This is a genomic window from Vibrio sp. 1401 (assembly GCF_033340295.1).
The window spans coordinates 1-730 of record NZ_JAWOWF010000320.1 but is presented as its reverse complement, the minus strand read 5'-3'; the positions used below and the strand labels follow the sequence as shown (position 1 = coordinate 730).

Here is a 730-nt window from a genome sequence, read left to right as displayed (position 1 = left end):
TTCTTCAATCGCGAACAGCCTCTCTAGAGTACTCTCGACAATATCATCTCGGCCAATCGCATCTGCTAGTTTTAGCTGCTCAACTAACCACTCAACCGAGTCAACTCGTGCTAATGATGTGGGAAATTGAACCAGCTCGATAGGTTTGTAGACCTGTGCGAGCTGCGACTTTGTCAGAGGTTTTGAGCTAAAGCTTTCTGCATGCACAGTGCCGACGCCACCAGCCGCCAAAGCAACCAGTGGAATCCACCATAACACGTATCCTGTTACTGACGTCTCTCGCTCCATACAGGAAGCAATTCACCTTGCACACCAAAACGGTAACGTTCTTCATGCCAACCAAGCCCAAATAGACTTAATACGTTGTCGTAATAATGATCGTTTTTGTCCACCACAAGTTCATTTTGAGCACGACGAAACTGCGCCTCCAACAGTGCAGATTCATCAGAAGCCGCGAGCAACGGAAGAGCCGCAGCAGAAAAACCTGCGCTTCCTGCTTGGGTATATTTACCCGTTTCAGTATTTACTTCTCTCGCTGGCGCACCAAGGGCTTTGGTTGCCGCCACAAACGGCTGCATTTTTTGCACTAATACCGCTTTTTCTGAAACTTGGTCATTTAACATGCCCACCCAAAGATAAGTGCGGATCGCGTTGTAACTGCCTATCGGCCCAGTGACCCCATCTGAGCTATAACGACCATTTCTCAATGTCGCCCAGTCTGGGCTAAAGC

2 protein-coding genes are annotated in these 730 nt (G+C 48.6%); both read right to left on the bottom strand.

Annotated features, from left to right (window positions below):
* Positions 1 to 288, bottom strand: a 288-nt coding sequence (locus tag R7Z77_RS25380; protein WP_318137049.1) for a hypothetical protein, incomplete at its 3' end; no start/stop codon positions are given.
* A partial coding sequence (locus R7Z77_RS25375; protein WP_318137048.1) for a glycosyl hydrolase family 8 occupies positions 267 to 730 on the bottom strand: 464 nt, incomplete at its 5' end. The genes R7Z77_RS25380 and R7Z77_RS25375, both read right to left, overlap by 22 nt.